This window comes from Sinorhizobium garamanticum (assembly GCF_029892065.1).
GTDB classification, from domain to species: domain Bacteria; phylum Pseudomonadota; class Alphaproteobacteria; order Rhizobiales; family Rhizobiaceae; genus Sinorhizobium; species Sinorhizobium garamanticum.
Genome location: NZ_CP120375.1, coordinates 411223 through 426568 on the forward strand (window position 1 = coordinate 411223; position 15346 = coordinate 426568).

9 protein-coding genes and 4 pseudogenes are annotated in these 15346 nt (G+C 58.2%); 9 read left to right on the top strand and 4 right to left on the bottom strand.

The features are described from left to right. Positions 1-121 precede the first annotated feature (121 nt). Together PZN02_RS31160 and PZN02_RS31165 are read right to left on the bottom strand one after the other, a co-directional pair. A complete protein-coding gene (locus PZN02_RS31160) occupies positions 122-442 on the bottom strand; it encodes an iron-sulfur cluster assembly accessory protein (RefSeq protein ID WP_280663411.1) in 321 nt (106 codons plus the stop codon). Positions 443-815: 373 nt separating this feature from the next. After that, the gene (locus PZN02_RS31165) at positions 816-1364 is read right to left on the bottom strand and encodes a peroxiredoxin (RefSeq protein ID WP_280663412.1); all 549 of its coding nucleotides are present in this window, start codon (positions 1362-1364) and stop codon (positions 816-818) included. A gap of 551 nt (positions 1365-1915) precedes the next feature. Here PZN02_RS31165 and PZN02_RS31170 point away from each other — a divergent pair. The 5 genes and pseudogenes from PZN02_RS31170 to PZN02_RS32380 form a co-directional block, all read left to right on the top strand. Further along, on the top strand, positions 1916-2599 hold the full coding sequence (locus PZN02_RS31170) for a nitrogen fixation protein NifQ (RefSeq protein ID WP_280663413.1): 684 nt from the start codon (positions 1916-1918) through the stop codon (positions 2597-2599). Positions 2600-2689: 90 nt separating this feature from the next. Then, positions 2690-4015 carry a dicarboxylate/amino acid:cation symporter gene (locus PZN02_RS31175; protein ID WP_280663414.1) on the top strand — a complete coding sequence of 442 codons (1326 nt, stop codon included), beginning with the start codon at positions 2690-2692 and terminating at the stop codon, positions 4013-4015. A gap of 1111 nt (positions 4016-5126) precedes the next feature. Continuing rightward, on the top strand, positions 5127-6344 hold the full coding sequence (locus PZN02_RS31180; protein WP_280663415.1) for a cytochrome P450: 1218 nt from the start codon (positions 5127-5129) through the stop codon (positions 6342-6344). Between the two features lie 297 nt (positions 6345-6641). Further along, a pseudogene (locus PZN02_RS31185) lies at positions 6642-6750 on the top strand (nuclear transport factor 2 family protein); the annotation flags it as partial. A gap of 3 nt (positions 6751-6753) precedes the next feature. After that, a pseudogene (locus PZN02_RS32380) lies at positions 6754-7067 on the top strand (LLM class flavin-dependent oxidoreductase); the annotation flags it as partial. A 635-nt stretch (positions 7068-7702) separates the two neighbouring features. Here the strand turns inward: PZN02_RS32380 and PZN02_RS31195 are convergent. Together PZN02_RS31195 and PZN02_RS31200 are read right to left on the bottom strand one after the other, a co-directional pair. Continuing rightward, positions 7703-8111 (bottom strand): annotated as a pseudogene (locus PZN02_RS31195) (IS110 family transposase); the annotation flags it as partial. A gap of 278 nt (positions 8112-8389) precedes the next feature. After that, positions 8390-9054 (bottom strand): annotated as a pseudogene (locus PZN02_RS31200) (NPP1 family protein). Positions 9055-9679: 625 nt separating this feature from the next. Between PZN02_RS31200 and nifH the strand changes: the two are divergent. From nifH to nifE, 4 genes are all read left to right on the top strand, one after another. Beyond that, a complete protein-coding gene (gene nifH / locus PZN02_RS31205; RefSeq protein WP_280663417.1) occupies positions 9680-10573 on the top strand; it encodes a nitrogenase iron protein in 894 nt (297 codons plus the stop codon). Between the two features lie 102 nt (positions 10574-10675). Next, entirely contained in the window at positions 10676-12178 is a 1503-nt protein-coding gene (nifD, locus tag PZN02_RS31210) for a nitrogenase molybdenum-iron protein alpha chain (protein WP_280663418.1), read from the top strand. A 99-nt stretch (positions 12179-12277) separates the two neighbouring features. Next, on the top strand, positions 12278-13819 hold the full coding sequence (gene nifK, locus PZN02_RS31215; protein ID WP_280663419.1) for a nitrogenase molybdenum-iron protein subunit beta: 1542 nt from the start codon (positions 12278-12280) through the stop codon (positions 13817-13819). Between the two features lie 54 nt (positions 13820-13873). Further along, a complete protein-coding gene (gene nifE / locus PZN02_RS31220) occupies positions 13874-15346 on the top strand; it encodes a nitrogenase iron-molybdenum cofactor biosynthesis protein NifE (protein WP_280663420.1) in 1473 nt (490 codons plus the stop codon).

The window sequence follows — 15346 nt, forward strand, 5'->3', positions numbered from 1 at the left end:
CTCCACCTGCCGATGATGCAGCGCGTCCAACCGCGGTACTCGCCCCACTCGGACGCCGCCATTGGAGAAGTGTTCCGCGAGTGTATCTCGATTGTCCCGCATTGTCGTTTGTCTTAGGCGATCAGCCGAAGGACTTGCCGCAGGCGCACTTCTCCCGCGTATTGGGATTATCGAAGATAAAACCGGAGGACTGGGAGCCCGCGACGAAATCTACGGTCAAGCCCGTGACATGGGGTTGGGAGCCTGCATCTACGAACACCTTGACTCCACCCGTCTCAATGAGAGCATCCCGCTCGCGAGGCCCGTTGTCCAGGCCCACAAGGTATTTGTGACCGGCGCAACCGCCCACTTGGACGGCGATGCGCAAGCCGTTCGCCTGCTGCGGGGCCCGGCAAAGCGCATCCTTCACTACGACGATGGCCTTTTCGGTAATCGTGATCATGACATCGTTTCTCCTGGTTTCCGAGATGCACTCGCAAATCACGTTGCACATAGTGTGCCAACGGAAAAACCACCCTAAAAACAACGCGAGGCTCAAACACTGCCATGTCGTATTTCCGACACAGTCGGAGATCGGACAACGCAGAATGCGGCTGTTATGCGCGATTTGTCTGGGTCGTGCCACGAAAGCACTGGGCAACCCACGTGCATTCTGGGGGTTACTCAGTCGACGAGATGATCGTCCAGCGCGGCTTGCTTATTACGCCTCTCATCGGACACTCCCAACGTTGAACCAGACCTGGTAACTAGAGGTGATCTTGTCGAGCAACGCCCTTTAGCGGTGTCCCAGAGCTATGACCCGTTCTCTTCTTTGATCAGGGGGCGGACGCGACCCTAAGACACTTCAGCGCTTCGAGAATGTTCTGCGGCGACGAGACCCCGTAGGGATCCGATGCGCAGTTGTCTGAGAGACCTTCCTCCTCGAACCAATGTTCCACCACTCCATCATTGACTACGGCAGCATAGCGCCAGGAGCGCATGCCGAAGCCGAGATTATCCTTCGCGACTAACATGCCCATCTTACGAGTGAATTCGCCTGAACCATCAGGAATGAGCTTGACCTTCTCCAGCTTCAACGCCTTTCCCCAGGCATTCATCACGAATGCATCATTGACAGAGAGGCAGTAGACGGCTTCTATTCCTTGCTTTTCGAATTCATCATAGAGCTTTTCAAAATCGGGCAGTTGATAAGTCGAGCAGGTCGGGGTGAAGGCGCCGGGAAGCGAGAATAGCATGACGCGCTTGCTGCCGAAGTAATCATCGGTTGTTTTGTCTTCCCAACGATATGGATTGGTCCCGTCCACGGTTTCATCGCGAACACGCGTGCGAAAAGTGACGAAAGGTAGTCTTTTATTGGTAGCCATCAGTATTGCTCCGTTTGCAATTTTGGCGCATTTGCCCGCCCTGAACACTGTTTAGAAACCTGCTATTTTGGAGTGCATCTTCCAGATTTCGCCACCCGCCCCGAAACGGTTACCAAATCCAGGGCCGGGGAGCTTTTGCTCCTCTTGTCGGCTGCTTGCGGACGTCCAACGAGCGAGAAGCAAGGGCCATGCCATTTGACATCAAGGCTGTAACAGCGGCGCTTTGCCGCGCATGGCTAGGACCTGGCGTGCGTGTATTCAGTTGCTAGGAGGCATGCGGTCCAGCATCTCGCGCTTCACAAGTAATCCGGGCCGCTGCCTTTGGCACAGAACCGACAGTTAATGTCGGGCTTGTCCATCCCGCAACACGGCGGTCTTCGCCGCTGCCTCACTACACGCATCATCAAGTCATTGAAAAGTAACCACAAACCTTCTCATCGGCTTTGTGGACGCGATTGGCACGCGTTTTGAACCTTCCTTGTCGCGGGGCGGCCAGGGCTGCGGCAATGATCTCGTGAGTACGGGTGTATGTGACAAAGGAGGAAAGCAACATGTCAAGTCTGGCTCAGATCCGCACCCTACCGGAGAGAATGACCCTTGGGGTCCGAAAGGCCGATCGGCCTGGCTGGCGACGATTATTGCAATCGCTCGGCCTCGGACCATGGCCGCCTACAGACCTGGAGATGGATTTCGATCAGTACGTGCTTGCCTGTGTCCTCTCGCGTGCGCTGGAGGAGATTGACGCCAGCGAGGCAACTATCACGGAGGCGACGGGGCTTTCGCGTGCCGAGCTTCGGGACATGCTGGTCAACAGTTTTCCCGCCACTGTTATCCACGCCTTCGCCTTGGAAGAGGTGAGTGACCCCGAACCTGGCGTGGAGGAGGAGCTTCTACGATGTCTGCTGCTCGCGCATGCTCGACCGGACGATCCAGCGAGCGGCCGTTTTGCCAAGATCATAGCCCGGCGTTCGTTGCGTCAAGACCATCTCTGGCTGGAGCTTGGTCTCTGGGACCGCGCTGAACTCAGCCGCTTGCTCGCCACGCATTTCCCCACGCTCGCAGCCGGCAATACCAATAACATGAGATGGAAAAAGTACCTTTATCGAAAGCTCTGTGAAGCTGAGGGCTTGTCCCTATGCACCGCCTCCAGTTGCCGAGAATGCAAGGCATTCGAAGACTGCTTTGGTCCTGAGGAAAGTGAAAGACTTCGCATGTACACGGCCAATTTGGGTTAGGAGCGACTTACAAGAGCTGTAGACCACCTCAGCCCGTAAGCGTCAGTTCGCGGTGTACGACGTCACGCGCCTAATGTGGAGGACATCATCATGATCGTTGAACATTCCGCGGAGGTCTGCGGCAAGACACCCTTTTATCGTCACCTCTATGTCCAGGTGCTGGCCGCGATCGCCGCGGGTATCCTGCTCGGGCATTTCTATCCGGACATCGGTACCGAGCTGAAACCGCTCGGCGACGCCTTCATCATGCTCGTCAAGATGATTATCGCCCCCGTCATCTTCCTGACGGTTGCGACCGGCATTGCCTGCATGACCGATCTCGCCAAGGTCGGCCGCGTCGCCGGCAAGGCGCTGATCTACTTCCTGACCTTCTCCACTCTCGCGCTCGTCGTCGGCCTCGTTGTCGTGAATATCGTTCAGCCGGGCGTCGGCATGCATATCGACCCGGCCTCGCTCGATGCGAAGGCGGTTGCGACCTACGCCGAGAAGGCGCATGAGCAGTCGATCACCGGCTTCCTGATGCACATCATCCCGACGACGCTTGTCGGCGCGTTCGCCGAAGGCGACATCCTGCAGGTCCTGTTCATCTCGGTGCTTTTCGGCGTTTCGCTGGCGATGGTCGGCAAGAAGGCGGAGCCGGTCGTCGATTTCCTGCAGGCGCTGACCCTGCCGATCTTCCGGCTGGTGGCGATCCTGATGAAGGCAGCCCCGATCGGCGCTTTCGGCGCCATGGCCTTCACCATCGGCAAATACGGCATCGCCTCGATCGCCAATCTCGCCATGCTGATCGGCACCTTCTACCTGACGTCGTTCGTCTTCGTCCTCGTCGTGCTCGGTGCGGTGGCGCGCTACAACGGCTTCTCGATCGTCTCGCTCATCCGCTACATCAAGGAGGAGCTGCTCCTGGTGCTCGGCACCTCGTCCTCCGAAGCCGCACTGCCGGGCCTCATGAACAAGATGGAGAAGGCGGGCTGCAAGCGCTCGGTCGTCGGCCTTGTCATTCCGACCGGCTATTCCTTCAATCTCGACGGCACCAACATCTACATGACGCTTGCGGCACTCTTCATCGCGCAGGCGACCGATACGCCGCTCTCCTACGGCGACCAGATCCTGCTGCTGCTCATCGCTATGCTGAGCTCGAAGGGGGCTGCCGGCATCACCGGCGCGGGCTTCATCACGCTTGCCGCAACGCTCTCGGTCGTTCCCTCCGTGCCGGTCGCCGGCATGGCGCTGATCCTCGGTATCGACCGCTTCATGTCGGAATGCCGGGCGACCACCAACTTGATCGGCAATGCCGTTGCGACCGTCGTGGTGGCTAAGTGGGAAGGAGAGCTTGATCAGGCGCAGCTCGTCCTGGCGCTCGGCGGCAAGGTGGCGATCGAAGTCACTCCGAAGGTCGTCAAGCCGGCCGAGTAAGTCCCTCCCGGGGCCCGCACGACAAGTGCGGTTTGGCGCGGTCTGGTCCTCCCCCGGATCGTGCTGGGGGCGCGGTCTGGTCCTCGCCAGATCGCGCCCTTTTTTCTTCCTAGCGGCTATACTGTGCCGCGAGGCGCTCGTGGCGCAGGCTCATTCGCTCGCGGCCATAAGCGTTGCGGCCGCAGTGCCTGGGATGAGACGTCGCAAGCTATTGTTAGTTCCCATCGCTCGTTTCCCATGCCCTATGCGCTTTCGCTCACCTCAGGCCGCTCCGCCACGCACGGTAGCCTCAGGGTTCAAGCTCGTGCCGCAGATATGCGTCGTTCGAGACATATCCGGCGTAGGGATCCGCGGGAGCAGCATTTTTCCGATTGCGTTCGTTCTATCGAAATCCGGCTGTGAGACCATAGTGCGTATGGTCTGCACCGATGGGCATCGATTCGGACGCTGTTTTCTCATAGAAGAGCCGATGACGGGTGTGTCTGACCTCAAGGCGGTTATGCAGTGCGTGGCCCAGCACACCTGAAAGTCGCGTCACCAGACTGACGGCAACTGCTGTCGGATCTCACCTGGTCAAATCCGTCTCGACAGCCCACGCCGTCCGAAAATGAACGTACGGGGCTCTGAGCTGACGTCGTTAGGCACCTCCAGTCGGTTTGTCGGATCCGCGACACGCAGGCCACTACATGAAGCTCTCGATTTTCCAGGGCTAAATAGCTGAAAAGCGGCCATAAAATCACTTCCCCAGTTTGATCAGTCAAATTGGCATGGGTTTTGAAGCCATTCCGTCGCACGGCGCGATCCGCTGCCAGGCCGTACTTGCGTCATGGGTAAGCGCGATTAAACGAAGGAGGAGAAACAAGTTTGAAATGTCTAAAGCTGCACGGAATCGGAGACGCTCACCACCTCGCTCCATTTTGGTCCAACCCGCGCCGTCGTCGGCGAGCGCGTGATCGGGCGTCTTCATCCCGCCGTTCGAACCCGAAAAAATGCGGCCGCTCCGCAAGTATCACTTCCGCTCTTCCGCGGGCCGCAGCCCCAACGGAGACTAACGACCTTGCCGGGTCAATAAGCGCAAGCTGATGAGTAACTAGAGAGAAGGGGAAGTCGAGTGCAGAGCAACCCCATTCCAGATCACGTTCCGCCCGGTTTTGTGAAGGACTTCAATCTCTTCACGTCGCCGGGCATGGCACCGACACCCAACGGAGACCCGCACGCAGCTGTGGCATCCGTCCATGGAGGCGCCCCGATCTTTTTTTCTCCCCGTAACACGCGCGATGGACGGGGGACCTGGGTGATCACGCGCGCGAGTGACCAGCGCAAGGTGCTGCAAGACCTCGAGACCTTTTCCAGTCATCGCAGCATCTTCTCCTCCGCACTCGGCGAAAGTTGGCCAATGATCCCGCTCGAGCTCGGTCCACCGGCCCATGGCGTCTTTCGTGCGCTACTAAATCCGCTGTTCTCACCTAGGCGGGTGGAAGCGCTGGAGCGGATTGTCCGTCAACAAGCGAGCGCGCTGACGGACCGGATCGCCCGATCGCAGACCAGCTGTGACGTCATGAAGGATTTTGCCTATCCATTCACAGCTAACGTTTTCCTTGGCTTTCTGGGGCTCTCAGATAGCCGATCCGACATGTTACTTGGCCGGGTAAGCGATTTGCTCCACGGCAACGAAGTCACGCGAACCGCAGCGGCCCAATCGATCGTGGAGTTCATTGACGAAGTTGCAGCGATGCGCCGCAAGGAACCAGCCGCTGATTTCATGACCTTCGTCGTGCAGGCGCACATCGAGGGTCGCTCATTAACGAACGAGGAAGTCCGTGGCATCGGTGTACTCTTCTTGGTCGGGGGACTCGACACGGTCGCAGCCGCGATAGGCTTTGACTTGGCCTATCTTGCACGCAATCCGAACGATCAGGAATTGCTGCGGAACGAACCGGACCGGATCGTGCTCGCGGCTGAAGAACTATTGCGCGCCTATTCAACCGTTCAGATGATCCGCGTGGCAACAAAGGATATTGACTTTGAAGGCGCGCCGATTCGTAAGGGAGACTATGTTTCCTGCGCCACGATGATTTCCAATCGTGACCCCGCAGAATTTGCGTGCCCTGATACCATCGATCTGGCACGACAGGACAACCACCACACCGCCTTCGGCTATGGTCCTCATCTTTGCCTCGGAGCACATCTGGCCCGGCGAGAAATTGTCATTGGGCTCGACGAATGGCTGGCACGCATCCCCACTTTCCGAATAAAGGACGGTACGGCGCCGATCACCCATGGCGGCCACGTATTTGGGATTCAAGACCTGATTCTGGCCTGGGGTTGACCGGCCCGCAGGGGCATTGTCGTTCATAGGAGCGCTATAAGCTGCCCGGCAGGCATTCACGTCTGATGGCTGGCGGACCTCGAGACGACGTGCATTGTTCGAGGGAAATCTGCCGGTGCCACTCGGCCCATTTGGCGGTCAGAGGAAATCGACCAAGACGTGGCACATACTGGAAAGGAGGGGCGCGGCCGTTGGCGGCACCTTCTCGCCGTATTGCATAGACTCCTCGCCGACACCAGTCACACCACATGGTGCGCAAGCGACAGATGTGTTCGCTTACGCCGAACAGGACGAAATCGCGCAATCGACCGCGCGGACGAGGCGGCACTGCGGAGCGCGTATTGGGCGGACGCCGATGGACAATCATGGGGCCTATTCCGGCTCGGCCGAGGGTTTATTCGTTAGGGACATAACGGCGTTCCACGACGGCTTGGAAATTTTGTGCGCCGCGCGTGGGTTCATCCAGGAAGCGGCGAATTCAGAGGGCGGGAACGTCAGCCACGCCAAGATGTCGCTTCTGCTCTGCTGCTATGCCAGCGATGATGCAACTAGGATCAGCAGCTATCGCGACAACGCACGTTTCCAACGCCGGTTATCCGAAGCACTACATCAGCGTCGTCAGCAAACCAAGGCGGCTACATGCTTGAGAAAGCACCGACGCAGCAGGATATGCCATTCGAGACAATGCGCGAGAACCTGCCGATCGGCAGCGTAAATTCTGTGGGCCCTCAAGGCGGTTTATGAGCCGCTGCACCACTTGGTGTTCGGTGATGTCGCTTTCTGGCGGCAGATATTCGGCGATGTCTTTCTGGCAATCCCGGATCAGCCGTTTCATCTTCGCAAAATCAGCCATGATCGACTCCTTGATAGGTCAATACCTGACCTTGGCAATGGGTTGCATTGGGCAGCGTGAGAGACAGGACCAGGCGCGGCTGAGGGACAGTCGAGCGCGTCATGCAATAGCTATCTCGTAGTGATGCCGCGATCCGGGGCGCCTTCCTTCGACCAGCAAGAACACGGAACGCCAAGCGGTCCAGTGCCGTAAAGGCACTTGGGGGAGCGCGTGGTGCATTGCCGCGGAGTCTTGGTGGCAACTGGCTTGGCCGAGGTCATGCTAGCGCCGGCCGTCGAACCGCCTGCGGTCACGTCGGTGCATCCGGTCATCAGAAAAGTGAGGGCGCCGAGGGGGGGGGAGCGTTCGGAATCTGATCATAGGCGTCCCGTGGCACAGCTTAGAAGACGGGGAAGCTTTAGGGGCTGCTTCCTCTACAATCGTAAATGGCCGGCGCTGTTGTCGTGCGTGCTTCCCGACCCGCAGCTGGAATGCGTGAGTGTGTCTAAAATGCGAGTGCCCCCTGGCCGCGGATTGCAACGATGGTTTGCGTTCGCAGACGCACCAAAAGATCGCGGGCGCGAAACACTACAGCGGCGGCCTGCTGCTCCTCGCTTTTAACCGCCACGAAACGCATGGTCGGCCGCTGCGCGGCTTCGCAATTGCTTCCGCATCGGCTGCATCGTTCTTCTGCCGCTTCACGAGTCTGGGGCAATGAGCCTGATCTTATGCCCCAGCTTCGCGGTCTCGCGCGCCCAGTAATGGCTGCTGGCGCAGGCCTCCATGGCAACTGTGCAAGCCGGCTGGGGGCAAGAAATTTAAGCACCTGATCACGGCGCAGCTTCTTGCGGAAGATCAGGCTCCTGATGCAGCCGCGCATGCATCTGGAACACCTTCTTCGCCAGATCCAACCCGATTGTGCTAACTTCCGACATTGACGTTTCCGTTCAAGTGATGAGGCTGTACCCGCGGTTCCATTCTATGCGCTGCTTTCAGCACCAGCAAGTTGCATGCTGGCGACTCTGCCGCGTGAGAACGCACTGGCAGGTACCCACACTTGCATGCCCGCGGCATGAAGCTTGGCCACCGCGGCGGCCGGTGTCATAGCTACAGCGCTGAGGTATTCCATCGTGCGCCGCGCCCGGTGGTCGAATCGGATTTGAATAGGGCTGGGCGGCAGACGACCTCATACGCGATCTCCTGGCGGCAAGCGTCAACCATAATAGGCCTTGGCCAGATTGGAGCGGAAGTTGTTAGAGTTGAATGGCACGCCCACGCCGAAGTCATAGAATTCGAGCGTGAGCCGCGCTGCCTCGGTCATGTCGAACCACCTGATTGCAGGCTGCGTCCCGCCACGAGTCCTCGTGCCCACGACGTTGTGCCCGAATCGGTTCTGCTGATAGGCGACCAGTGGATGTGTTCCATCCATGTGCGGCTGTGTCGTCGTTTTGTAACGACCACGGTTCGAGTAGGTGGCCGCGTTAACCTGCGCTTGACCATCGCAACTCGCCAGCCATACGACGACATTCTGCCGATCATACCGATCCCCGTGAAAAGGGGCCAGTTGACGCTCTGCTCCTTAGGAAAGAACCAAGAGTACATGACGGCGCACTCGCCCTTGTAGTGCCCCGCTTTGACATAGATCTGTCCAAGGTTGCGTGAGCAACCGCCGTTCATCGTTCCCGATGGGTTCAGACCGCCGCTGACGTTGCCGGCGGCATCCACGGCTGGGAAAGGGACACAGCCGCTATCGACTTTGAGATAAGGCTGGAAGGTCTTGAGGAAGCCGGAGGTGGTGTCGGGAAACCGTTGCACCTTATCGTGGTCGATGACAGCAGCACGGGCCGCCACCGATAGTCCGCAAACGGGCACGAAAATTAACGCGGCTAGGAGAAGTCGCCGATTGAGTGGAGTGCTATGAACGACCGCCGCCTTTTTTTGTGCTTGTCATGTCTGCTTCCTTCGTTGGTCGAACTCTTTTGGCTGGCTTGCGTGCCGCCGCGAGCAAGTCGTTCAAAACTCGTGCCAAGTCGCTCGAGTGAGCCGACAAGAGAGATGATTGCTTGTTGTTTAGGTATATAGGTTGAGGAATGAACACACCGACTTGGACAATAAGCTTATGTCGCGGAGCCGACAAAGGTGACGACAGTGCGCAAAATTAGCTTATTGTTCTGGCAAGCAAGGTTTGGATCGAACGAGGGTCCTTCAATCTGCCAAGTCCCGTGTCGTTGACCAGCAGCATCATTTTGCCGCCCCCTGAGACGTTTAAGCCAGGCTTGCGACATTGTCCGTCACCTTTGTCCGTTCAGCGACAAAGGCTTGTCTCCTCAGCCGCGCGTTTTTTAGTCTAAACATTTGGAACAAAAAGCAGATTGGCTCTTGTTAGGTTCGCTCAAGCGACTTGGCACGACTTTTGAAGTCCATTTGGCGAGGCGGCGCAAGCTGCCGGCGGCATTCATGGCGCGGGCAACCGCGATGGTTCAAACAAACGAAGGAAAGCAACATGGCAGGTCTGCGTCAAATCGCGTTCTATGGGAAGGGGGGTATCGGAAAGTCCACCACCTCTCAAAATACGCTCGCCGCTCTTGTCGACCTCGGGCAAAAGATTCTCATCGTCGGCTGCGACCCTAAGGCGGATTCCACGCGCCTTATCCTCAACGCGAAGGCGCAGGACACGGTACTGCATCTCGCCGCGACGGAAGGTTCGGTTGAAGACCTCGAGGTCGAGGATGTGCTGAAGGTCGGCTACAAAGGCATCAAATGCGTCGAGTCCGGCGGCCCGGAGCCTGGCGTCGGCTGCGCCGGGCGCGGCGTCATCACCTCGATCAACTTCCTGGAAGAAAACGGCGCCTATGACGATGTCGACTACGTCTCCTACGACGTGCTCGGCGACGTGGTGTGCGGCGGCTTCGCGATGCCGATCCGCGAAAACAAGGCCCAGGAAATCTACATCGTCATGTCCGGTGAGATGATGGCACTTTATGCCGCCAACAACATCGCCAGGGGCATCCTGAAATATGCCACCGCCGGCAGCGTCCGTCTGGGCGGGCTGATTTGTAACGAGCGTCAGACCGACCGCGAGCTCGACCTCGCCGAAGCGCTGGCTGCCAAGCTGAATTCCAAGCTCATCCACTTCGTGCCACGCGACAACATCGTCCAGCATGCCGAGCTCAGGAAGATGACGGTCATCCAGTATGCGCCGGACTCCAAACAGGCCGGGGAATATCGCGCGTTGGCTGAAAAGATCCATGCCAATTCGGGCCAAGGCACAGTCCCCACACCGATCACCATGGAGGAACTGGAGGACATGCTGCTCGACTTCGGGATCATGAAGAGCGACGAGCAGATGCTTGCCGAACTCCAGGCCAAGGAAGCGAGGGTGCCAGCAGCCCAGTAGACGCCGCAGCACGCAAGGGGCGCGGACCCTGATGCGGCGCGCCATTCTAAGAACGACGTCCAGTTGGTGAGGCATCACCCGAACCTTGAAGGGACAGGCCCAATGAGCCTCGACTACGAGAATGACAGTGCTCTGCATGAGAAGCTTATCGAGGAAGTGCTGTCGCAGTATCCAGACAAGGCGGCGAAGCGCCGCAAAAAGCACCTTAGTGTCGCAACGGACAAGGAGGAGGCCGGCGAGGAAGGACAGGTGGTTTCCGAATGCGACATAAAATCGAATATTAAGTCCATTCCAGGCGTGATGACGATCCGCGGCTGCGCTTATGCCGGTTCGAAAGGGGTAGTTTGGGGTCCGATCAAGGACATGGTCCACATCTCACATGGGCCGGTCGGTTGCGGTCAGTATTCCTGGTCACAGCGGCGCAACTACTACGTCGGCACGACGGGTATCGACACTTTCGTGACGATGCAGTTCACCTCCGACTTTCAGGAGAAGGACATTGTCTTCGGTGGTGACAAGAAGCTGGAAAAGGTCATCGACGAGGTCCAGGAACTTTTTCCCCTTAACAAAGGCGTCACCGTGCAGTCCGAATGTCCGATAGGCCTGATTGGCGACGACATCGAGGCGGTATCGCGCAAAAAGGCCAAGGAGCACGCGAAAACGATCGTGCCGGTCCGTTGCGAAGGCTTCCGCGGCGTCTCGCAATCGCTCGGCCACCACATCGCCAACGACGCGATACGCGATTGGGTCTTCGACAAGACCGAAGTCGAGTTCGAAACCGGTCCTTACGACGTTAACGTGATCGGCGACTACAATATCGGCGGCGACGCCTGGGCCTCACGCATCCTGCTCGAGGAGATGGGGCTGCGCGTGATCGGCAACTGGTCGGGGGACGCCACGCTCGCCGAAGTGGAGCGAGCGCCAAAGGCCAAGCTCAACCTCATCCACTGCTATCGATCGATGAATTACATCTGTCGGCACATGGAGGAAAAGTACGGTGTCCCTTGGATGGAATACAATTTTTTCGGTCCATCTCAGATCGAAGCCTCCATGCGCGAGATAGCCAAGCATTTCGGGCCGGAAATCGAAGACAAGACCGAGAGAGTCATCGCCAGGTACCGGCGCTTGGCGGATGCTGTGATCGACAAGTATTGGCCGCGCCTCCAGGGCAAGAGGGTGATGCTCTATGTGGGCGGCTTGCGCCCCCGTCACGTCGTCACCGCCTACGAGGACCTCGGCATGGAGATCGTGGGCACCGGCTACGAATTCGCCCACAACGACGACTATCAGCGCACTGGCCATTACGTGAAGAAGGGCACGCTAATCTATGACGATGTAACCGGGTACGAACTGGAGAAGTTCATAGAAAGGATTCGCCCGGATCTCGTCGGCTCCGGCATCAAGGAGAAATACCCGGTGCAGAAGATGGGCATCCCATTCCGTCAGATGCATTCCTGGGATTATTCCGGGCCGTATCACGGCTATGACGGCTTCGCCATCTTCGCCCGCGACATGGATCTAGCCATCAACAATCCGGTCTGGGACCTCTACGACGCGCCCTGGAAGAAAATGACGGTGCCTACGGCAGCAGTTGCAGCCGAATGAGAGCGAGGTCTCTCGCTGACAAGGGCCGCGAGAGACCAGAAACGTCTCGAACGTCTCTGTGCCGCCGTATAGATGCCAGATGAAAAAAAGGTGACCACTATGCCGCAATCGGCCGAAAAAATTCTCGACCATGCTCCCCTGTTCCGCGAGCCGGAATACAGGCGAATGTTCGCCGAGAAGAAGCTAAACTTCGAATGCCCACACCCGGATCAGATTGTTACTGATCAAAGCGAATTCACGAAAAGCTGGGATTATCGCGAGAAAAACCTCGCCCGCGAAGCTCTCGTGGTGAACCCCGCTAAAGCCTGCCAGCCGCTCGGCGCCGTGTTCGCGGCGGCGGGATTCGAGCGGACGATGTCGTTTGTCCATGGCAGTCAGGGCTGCGTTGCTTATTACCGTTCGCACCTGTCACGCCATTTCAAGGAGCCTTCATCGGCCGTTTCGTCCTCGATGACGGAGGATGCGGCGGTGTTCGGCGGTCTGAAGAACATGGTCGACGGGCTCGCCAATACTTACACTCTCTACGATCCGAAGATGATTGCCGTCTCTACCACCTGTATGGCGGAGGTCATTGGTGACGATCTGCATGGTTTCATTGAGAACGCCAAGAGCGAAGGCGCAGTCCCTCCCGAATTTGACGTGCCATTCGCTCACACGCCCGCCTTCGTCGGCAGCCACGTCGACGGCTATGACAGCATGGTCAAAGGCATCCTGGAGCACTTCTGGAAAGGCAAGGAGCGCACGAAAGCGGCTGGCACGATTAACATCATCCCGGGCTTCGATGGCTTCTGTGTCGGGAACAATCGCGAACTCAAGCGCCTGCTCAACCTTATGGGCGTGTCGTACACCTTCATCCAGGATGCCTCCGACCAGTTCGATACGCCGTCCGATGGCGAATTCCGCATGTATGACGGAGGCACGAAGATCAAAGACGTGAGAAGAGCACTCAATGCGGAGGTGACAGTATCACTGCAGCATTATAATACTCGCAGGACCCTGGAATATTGCGAACAGGTCGGACAGGCGACGGCGTCCTTCCACTATCCTCTCGGTATCAAGGCTACCGACGAATTCCTGATGAAGGTCTCGAAGATTTCCGGCAAGGAAATCCCTGAGGCAATTCGCCTGGAGCGCGGCCGGTTGGTCGACGCTATGGCAGACAGCCAGTCTTGGCTGCACGGCAAGAAATACGCGATCTACGGCGACCCTGACTTCGTATACGCCGTGGCGCGGTTCGTCATGGAAACCGGTGGCGAGCCAACACACTGCCTGGCCACCAACGGCACCTCAGCCTGGGAAGCCGAGATGAAGGAATTGCTGGGATGCTCACCGTTCGGTAAGGATGCACAGGTTTGGGCGGGCAAGGACCTCTGGGCAATGCGCTCACTGCTTTTCACCGAACCGGTGGACCTGCTGATCGGCAATTCCTATGGCAAGTATCTGGAGCGCGACACCGGAACACCTCTGATCCGGTTGATGTTTCCGATCTTTGACCGGCACCATCACCATCGTTTTCCCCTTATGGGCTACCAAGGCGGACTGCGTGTGTTGACGGCGATCCTCGATAAGATCTTCGACAAGCTCGATCGCGACACGATGCAGCCGGGTGTGACCGACATCTCTTATGACCTCACTCGCTAAGAGCGGCGGCCGGCGTAGGCCGGCCATCTTTCGATCAATTTGGGGTCCAGCGCAATGCTCTCGCTCAGTGCCAAAATCCAGGATGCCTTTAACGAGCCTGCCTGCGAGAACAACCGCAGCAAGGACGCCGAGGCTCGCAAGAAGGGCTGTTCAAAGCCGCCAACCCCGGGAGCGGCAGCTGGCGGCTGCGCTTTCGACGGCGCCAAGGTGGTTCTGCAGCCGATCACTGACGTTGCCCATCTGGTCCACGCACCGCTCGCCTGCGAGGGCAATTCTTGGGACAATCGCGGCACGGCGTCGTCAGGGCCAATGCTGTGGCGCACGAGCTTTACCACTGACCTCACAGAACTCGACGTGGTGATGGGGCACAGCGAGCGGAAGCTTTTCAAAGCGATCCGGGAGATCAACGAAGCATATGCGCCGCCGGCGATCTTCGTCTATGCGACCTGTGTGACGGCACTGATCGGCGACGACATCGAGGCGGTGTGCAAGCGGGCGGCGGAAAAATTCGGCTTACCAGTGGTGCCGATTGATGCGCCGGGCTTCGTCGGTTCAAAGAACCTCGGTAATAAGCTGGCCGGCGAGGCGTTGCTCGACCATGTCATAGGCACGGTAGAGCCGGATGATGCCGGGCCGCGCGACATCAATATCCTTGGGGAATTCAACCTATCCGGCGAATTCTGGTTAGTAAGGCCGCTCTTGGACAAGCTTGGCATCCGTGTACGCGCATGTATTCCTGGAGACGCGCGCTACCTCGATATTGCCACAGCGCACCGTGCACGGGCAGCTATGATGGTGTGCTCGACCGCTCTCATTAATCTCGCCCGCAAGATGGAGGAACGCTGGGATATTCCGTTCTTCGAGGGCTCCTTCTATGGCGTTACCGACACCTCGGAAGCACTCCGGCAGATCGTTGAATTGGTCGTAAAGAAAGGTGCTGAGCCCGAGCTTATCAGTCGCACTGAAGCGCTGATTGCAGCAGAAGAGGCAAAGGCGTGGAGAAGACTTGAGGCCTACCGCCCTCGTCTCCAAGGCAAGCGTGTTCTTCTCAACACCGGCGGTGTCAAGTCATGGTCGATCGTCCACGCGTTGACGGAGCTAGGCATGGAGATCGTCGGAACATCGATCAAGAAATCGACCGTCGATGATAGGGAGCGGATCAAGCAGATCCTCAAGAACGAGAACCACATGTATGAGACGATGACACCGCGCGAGCTATACTCGAGTCTAGCCGAACAAAACGCTGACATCATGCTGTCGGGCGGTCGCACCCAATTTATCGCGCTTAAGGCAAAAATGCCTTGGCTCGACATCAATCAGGAACGCCATCACGCTTACGCCGGCTATGAGGGCATGGTGGAACTCGCGCGCCAGATCGACCTGGCAATCCACAACCCCATCTGGGAACAGGTGCGCGAACCGGCGCCATGGGAGGAGCCCTTGGCCGGGCAGGAGAGATCGGGAGAAGAAAGCGCAAGCATCCTGAATCTAAGCGGGAAGACCGCCCGCCACGTCGGTGAGTGTTGA